The following is a 6000-nucleotide window of genomic DNA, read 5'->3' on the forward strand; positions in this document are numbered from 1 at the left end:
ACGCACCCGCCCTAGCCGTCGCGTAGCGCCAGACACGACGAAGCCCCGCCAGCTCCTCAGCGAGCGGCGGGGCTTCGTGCGTTGGGTCAGCCGTCGGTGCGCGCCACTCCGCCGACGAACGCGGACCAGGCGGCGGACGTGATGGTGAGCTGGGGGCCGTCGGGACGCTTGCTGTCCCGCACCGGGACCACGCCGTGAATGGCCGCGTGCTCCGGCGCCCACTCGATGCAGTTTCCCCCGTCCTGGTTGCTGTAGCTGGATCGCTGCCAGCGAGCGGAACTTAGGTCTATCGCGGGGGCTCGCATGGGGCTTCCTCCATGTACTGAGTGATCATGTCGCCGGACTCGCGCGGAGATAGCGCGATATCCCGCAGGTGATCGTACGACCTGCGGAGCCGGTCCACATCCCTGGCGTCTTCGACCAACTGACCTGAGTAGCCGGTCTCTACGTAGGCCACCATGCGCCCGTCGGGCAACCACAGAAACATGGTGTCCGTGTTCGTCAGTCCATGCAGTCCGAGGGACGACGGAACCACGTAGATCGTGACGTTCGGTCGGTCGGCCACCTGAATCAGGTGTGCAAGCTGTGCTTGCCACTCCTTGGGGTCGGTCAGCGGACGACGCAACACCGCTTCGTCAAGCACTGCGCGGAACTCCGGTTGGTCTGCACGGCCTAAGAGGTCCTGCCGGGCCATTCGTGCCGCTACGTCGTCAGCTAGCGTGTCTTCGTCCACCGGTCCCGCCGCTTGTAGCAGCGCCCGCGCGTACGCCTCAGTTTGGAGCAGTCCCGGCATGAGGCTGGGCGCGTACTGGTGTAGCGCCAACGCTTCGGACTCCAACGTCATGTACGTCTGGTACTGCTCGCGGAAGCGTGACAGGTCGTGTGCTGCCGCTTCCCAGAGAACGACCAAGTGCGTAGTCCCGTAGTACCGATCAAGCTCACGTACCAGGTCTGAGCTACCCAGAGCCTTGCCGTGCTCCATGTTGCTCAGGTGCGTGTGATCCGCGCGGACCGCGTCGCCCAACGCACGTAGCGAGATGCCCTTTTCGCTGCGGAGTAGAGCCAGCTCCTGTGCGTAGCGCGTCCGCGCCGAGTGGCCGCCCTCCGACGAGTTGCGTCGTGCTGGCATGCCGCCCCCCTCCGGTGTTGGTTTTGTTGGTTCCAGCCGTGGGTTTGTTGGTTCAACTGGAACCAACACTTCCTAAGCCGTCCCCACGGTTCATGCTCGTCAACGTACGGCCTCAGGGCACGGCGAGCCAGGGTGTACGGAGCAACCACCGTGATGGACAACAGGAGTTCGGCCTACGGCACTCGATCGGGCGCAAGGGCACCGCACGATGACGACGCGGCGAGCCTGGCAGTGCACATCCAGCACTTCGGCCCGTGGGGTCTCGTGACGTGGCGTCCGCGCGGCGGCTTCACCCACCGGGACTACGTCGACCTCCAAGCGGTCCGGCGCGGTCTGGAGCGCAAGCAGTGAGCGCCCCCAGGACAGGCCAGGAGCGCCCGTACGAACCACACGTGGGCGACGTGGTCACGGACACCCGTACGGGCCGCAAGGGGCGCGTGATGGGCCACGAGGGACCCCGGTGGCAACTCCGTCCGCTCACCGGCGGGCGCGAGTGGGAGGCGGACGCCAACCACATGGACCCGAACCCGACGCTGGCCGACCGGCACAGGGCCGCCAGCGGCGGGACTCTGAGCGAATGGGGACTCTGAAATGACCATGGCATTACGGCGGCGCGGGCAGTACGGCCGGAGCCGCAGGAAAGGACGGATACAACGCGCCGCTGAGGCAGTCAGGTACCACGACTACGAGAACGTGGCGGGGTATGCCATCGCGGCCGTCCACCTGGGCTCAATCTTCGTTGCCGTCTATCTGGCAATCAAGGCGCAGTAGCGCCCAACCACAGTCCCTGTCCCCGCCGGAAGACCCAGCACTCCCCACGGCCACGGGCCCGGCGGGGGCAGGCATCACCCTGGAAGGAAACGGCATGCATAAGGACGTGAACCCAGCCGCGCCACCGCTCCGCCGAATCGGCGCCGTCGGCATCATCCGCGACTACGACGGGCGCGTGCTCCTGGTCGACCCGGCGTACAAAGACGGATGGATTCTGCCCGGTGGCGGAGCACACGCGAACGAATTTCCGCACGTGGCCGTCACGCGGGAAGTCCAAGAGGAAGTCGGCCTAGAGCTTTACCCCGCGCGGCTCCTGGTCGTGGACTACGTACCGGAGAACGAGGCGGACGACGTGCGGGAGGGCCTGACCTTTGTCTTCGACATGGGCTCCGTCGGCGCGGACACGCCCAAGCTGATCAACTCCCACGAGCTAACGGGCGTCCAGTGGGTCCTGCGTGACGATCTCCCGGAGGTCACCGTGCCCGCCCAAGAGCGCCGCATCCGTGAAGCGCTGCGGGTGGTTGAGGGCACCGGCACCGTGCACTACCTGGTGAACGGAGAACGCGTCTGTGTGAACGGCTCACGACGGCCGATCACCTAACCCCAAACCATGCCCGACTCTTCGACGGCTCTCCGACGCGCGGGGGGCGACGGAGGGAAGAGAAGGGCTTCCCGCCCGCTACCGCCCCCGCTCCCCGGCGGTAGCGGGCAGGCCCCGGTCAGTTCAGGCACGCTGACCGGGGCCCCAGGACCCGCCACATCCCGCTTCACCTGTCGGGGTGTGGAATGGCCCGGCCTACAGGCTCACTTCCTTCTTGTCTGGGCCGCCGGGCCAGCATTGGGCCCCCGCGTGACAGGGGCGCCGGGGGCCCGATGTGCGGCAAGACCCGCCACACCCTTTTCGCGCATGTCGGGGTGTGGAATGGCCCGGCCCAAAGCCCCCACATCACTACGGGGCGCCGGGCCAGCATCGGGCCCCCGCGTGACAGGGGCGCCGGGGCCCGATGTGCGGCAAGACCCGCCCGCCTCTTCTAGGGAACCGCCTGAGACCCAGGAGGATGGAGAGGAGGGCGCTTCCGCCCGCTTCCTGTTTTGCTTACGGGCAGGTGCGGGCAAGGCCCCGGCTAGCGGGCCGGTCCCCTGTGCCAGCCGCTAGCCGGGGCCCCTGAGCACACCGGGCTCCATACCGACGGAAGGAGGCTTACACTCCGACTCATGGACAAGCCACCCGAAGTCCGTCGGGCCTACCTCAGCAGCATGAGGGACGAGGAGACAGGTCACGTGTACCTCACGTGCCCCCGGGGCTGCGGACGGATGATGCAAGGAAGCGCCGACGGACCGTTGGTCCGCTGGACATGTGTGTGCGGGTACCGAATCCACTCCTAGTAAAGGGGCGGCGATGGTCTGCGTGAAGTGCGGCAACGAAATGGTTGCTGTACCAGATGGGAACGGCGTCCTCTGGATATGCAGTAACACACAGTGCGATTACCAGCGCCACGGCTGACGCCTACACAGTTGAGGCCCCGTCCGGAGAGATCCGGGCGGGGCTCTTCCACGTCCAGCCACCGGCCCCGCGTGATAGGCATGCAAGGTCAACACCGCGCTCAGACAGGGGAGATCATGAGGCGCCATGCAGCCGCCATTGCAGCCGCCGCCGTCGCACTTACGGTGCTCACGGCATGCGGGGGAGGGGGCGACGACAAGAGTGAAGCGAAGCCCACCAAGACCACCAACGTTCAGGAGCGCCAGAAGCCCGCTGAGGCGCCCAGCGTGCCCACACCGAACGCCGGACAGCGAGCCGCCCTGATACGCGCCCTGGGGGCCGTAGACGCCGGTCTCGTCGCCAACGAGGAGCGGGCCGTCAGCAGAGCTAGGAACGTCTGCCTGGACGTGAAGCAGAAGAAGGACGCGGCCACGGTCCAGGCGAATGCGAAGGCGCGGTTTGAGGGCGGCACCGTGCCGACGCTGAGCGCGGACCAGACGGCACAGATCGTCACGGCCGTCCGGTCGAACCTCTGCGACTGAGGCCAGCACGACGAAGCCCCGTCCGGCGCCGGTGACCGAGCGGGGCTTCGCGCTGCACATGGGTTGGGGTACCGTCGGCCTGTACCTGTTGCACCGTTCATCCAGGCCCACCACACCGCGAAGAACACCATCGCGTAGTTGAGGACCCCCTCGCCCGCGTGCCCCTCGGCCACGGCGTGCACCAGCCCCACCCCGGCCTGGGCGACCGCCACCACGAAGCACAGGTCGAAGAAGAGCTCCAGCGGTGTCGCCGCGCGGTGCGGTTCCTCCCGCCCGCGGGCGACCATCGGGCGCAGCGGTGGGGGAGGGGCGGAGGGGCGGGGGCGCGGAGCGGGCATCGCGGACGTCATGGGGCAAATACAGCAGAGCCCGGCGGTGCGGCCGCCCGGGTCGCACCGTGTCGGGGCCCGAGCACCCGGCTGGAGGGCGGCGGTCGTCCTCTTCCCCGCCGCCCCGACCCCGGCCCGGGCCCTGCACCTGGCCCCTGCTCCGGCCTCGGCACCGCCCCGGGTCCCGGCCCCGGCCCTGTTGCGGTGGCCGCCGAACGCCAAGGCGGTCGTCGCCCGGCCCCGGGCGGTCCGGGCGGACGTACGCTGGAGGTATGAGCACCGCCCCCGCCCCCGAACCGCGTGATCCCCGGAGCGCCGCGTCCCGGCGGACCGCCGGGAAGTCCGCCGACGCGCTGGTCTTCGACGACCCGCTGTCGCAGCAGTCCTCGGACGATACGGATCGTGGGTGGGGTGAGCGGCCGTCGGCGAGCGGCGACAGCGCCGCCGACCTCGCCCGTTTCCTGGACGAGAAGCCGCCCCACCACATCTGAGCCCGCGCCGCCGCCCGCCAGATCCGAGCCCGCGCCGCCGACCACCACATCTGGGCCCGCGTCGCCGCCCGCCCGGCGAGGGCCCGCGCCCGGGTCAGCGCGTGCCGCCGCCCGGCGGCCCGGTCTCCGGCCCCGGGCGCTCGCCCTGGGCCGTGCCGCCCGGGCCCGCCTCGCCGGTGCCCGCCCCGCGCTGCGCGACCAGCGCGTCCCGGATCTGCTGGAGCACCTCCAGTTCCGTGACCTCCATGACTTCCCGCGTGCCTTCCTTCTCCGCCTTGCGCGCGGCCTGCCTGGCCAGGTACTTCGCCATCGGCAGGACCATCAGGAAGTACACGACCGCCGCGGTGATCACGAAGCTGAGCGTGGCGCTGAGCACCGAGCCCCACATGATCGGGATGCCCTTCACGGCCTCGCCGTTCCTCATCTCGCACGGGGCCTTGAGGCAGGAGCTGTAGTGGTCGAGGTTCTTCGTGCCGAAGGCCCCGACCAAGGGGTTGATCACGCCCTTCACCACGGAGTTCACGATGTTCGTGAACGCGGCGCCGATGACGACCGCGACCGCCAGGTCGACCACGTTGCCGCGCATCAGGAAGGCCTTGAAGCCCTGCCAGACGCCCGGTTCCTTCTTCTCGCTCACCACTAGGCCTTTCGTTGCACTTGCGGGTTGTACGGCAAACCGCCTTGCAACCTACGGCAGCGCGTGGCAGGCCTGTCCACTTCCGTAATGCGAACGAGCGACTTGACAGGGCGTCAGGCACCCGGAGAAGAGTGCGGCTCATCGCAGCGTCACCGCCAGCCGCGCCGTGGCGCTCGCCCCCGCCAGCCGCGCCGCCGTCTCCCGCGGCACGGAGAGGACGACCAGGGCCCCGCCCTCGGCCGTACCGTCGGCGGCCTCGGGCACTTCCGTCACCCGGGCCGCGGAGGCGACCACGCGGGGTGCGCCGCGCCCGCCCATCGCCGGGTCCTCGGCCGCGACCACGTCCACGCGGTCACCGGGGCGCAGCAGCCGCGCCGTCGCCGCGTCCGCGATCCGTACCGGCGCGGTCACCAGCCGTGGGGCTCGCCGGGCCCGGTCCCGGCCGCCGGTGTCCGTGTCCGTCGTGGTCACGGACGCCGCGGAGCCGCCGGGCCGCGTGCGCTCGGCGTCCCCCGGCCCCGCCGCGACGAGCGCGGCGGCGGTCATCGCGAGCCCCGCGGCCACCGCCCGCCTCCGGTGCCGGGTGAGCCGCCGCAGCCGCTGCCGGCCGCCGCGCAC

Annotated in this window: 9 protein-coding genes and 1 pseudogene; 5 read left to right on the forward strand and 5 right to left on the reverse strand. The window is 70.0% G+C overall.

All coding sequences use genetic code 11. The features are described from left to right. Nucleotides 1–86 precede the first annotated feature (86 nt). Both QK440_RS15585 and QK440_RS15590 read right to left on the reverse strand, forming a co-directional pair. Nucleotides 87–305 carry a DUF397 domain-containing protein gene (locus QK440_RS15585; RefSeq protein ID WP_282793695.1) on the reverse strand — a complete coding sequence of 73 codons (219 nt, stop codon included), beginning with the start codon at nucleotides 303–305 and terminating at the stop codon, nucleotides 87–89. Beyond that, nucleotides 287–1129 carry a helix-turn-helix transcriptional regulator gene (locus QK440_RS15590; RefSeq protein ID WP_282793696.1) on the reverse strand — a complete coding sequence of 281 codons (843 nt, stop codon included), beginning with the start codon at nucleotides 1127–1129 and terminating at the stop codon, nucleotides 287–289. Before QK440_RS15590 ends, QK440_RS15585 begins: the two co-directional genes overlap by 19 nt. A 153-nt stretch (nucleotides 1130–1282) precedes the next feature. Here QK440_RS15590 and QK440_RS15595 point away from each other — a divergent pair, with 153 nt between their 5' ends. The 4 genes from QK440_RS15595 (at nucleotide 1283) to QK440_RS15610 (ending at nucleotide 3925) form a co-directional block, all read left to right on the forward strand. Then, entirely contained in the window at nucleotides 1283–1480 is a 198-nt protein-coding gene (locus QK440_RS15595; RefSeq protein ID WP_282793697.1) for a hypothetical protein, read from the forward strand. A gap of 41 nt (nucleotides 1481–1521) precedes the next feature. Then, nucleotides 1522–1719, forward strand: coding sequence for a hypothetical protein (locus QK440_RS15600; protein WP_282793702.1), 198 nt, complete (start codon nucleotides 1522–1524; stop codon nucleotides 1717–1719). A gap of 275 nt (nucleotides 1720–1994) precedes the next feature. After that, on the forward strand, nucleotides 1995–2501 hold the full coding sequence (locus tag QK440_RS15605; protein ID WP_282793698.1) for an NUDIX domain-containing protein: 507 nt from the start codon (nucleotides 1995–1997) through the stop codon (nucleotides 2499–2501). Nucleotides 2502–3670: 1169 nt separating this feature from the next. Then, entirely contained in the window at nucleotides 3671–3925 is a 255-nt protein-coding gene (locus QK440_RS15610; RefSeq protein WP_282793703.1) for a hypothetical protein, read from the forward strand. Nucleotides 3926–4020: 95 nt separating this feature from the next. On the opposite strand, the pseudogene QK440_RS15615 reads toward QK440_RS15610, so the two are convergent. Beyond that, a pseudogene (locus QK440_RS15615) lies at nucleotides 4021–4275 on the reverse strand (low temperature requirement protein A); the annotation flags it as partial. Between the two features lie 251 nt (nucleotides 4276–4526). Here QK440_RS15615 and QK440_RS15620 point away from each other — a divergent pair. Beyond that, nucleotides 4527–4745: a hypothetical protein gene (locus QK440_RS15620; RefSeq protein ID WP_282793699.1), complete on the forward strand. Its 219-nt coding sequence runs from the start codon at nucleotides 4527–4529 to the stop codon at nucleotides 4743–4745. Nucleotides 4746–4839: 94 nt separating this feature from the next. Here the strand turns inward: QK440_RS15620 and mscL are convergent, their stop codons facing one another. Together mscL and QK440_RS15630 are read right to left on the reverse strand one after the other, a co-directional pair. After that, nucleotides 4840–5385, reverse strand: coding sequence for a large conductance mechanosensitive channel protein MscL (mscL, locus tag QK440_RS15625; RefSeq protein ID WP_282793700.1), 546 nt, complete (start codon nucleotides 5383–5385; stop codon nucleotides 4840–4842). A 135-nt stretch (nucleotides 5386–5520) separates the two neighbouring features. Further along, nucleotides 5521–6000, reverse strand: a 480-nt coding sequence (locus QK440_RS15630; RefSeq protein ID WP_282793701.1) for an RcpC/CpaB family pilus assembly protein, incomplete at its 5' end; no start/stop codon positions are given.

The sequence above is a fragment of the Streptomyces sp. CC224B genome (assembly GCF_030010595.1).
GTDB classification, from domain to species: domain Bacteria; phylum Actinomycetota; class Actinomycetes; order Streptomycetales; family Streptomycetaceae; genus Streptomyces; species Streptomyces longispororuber.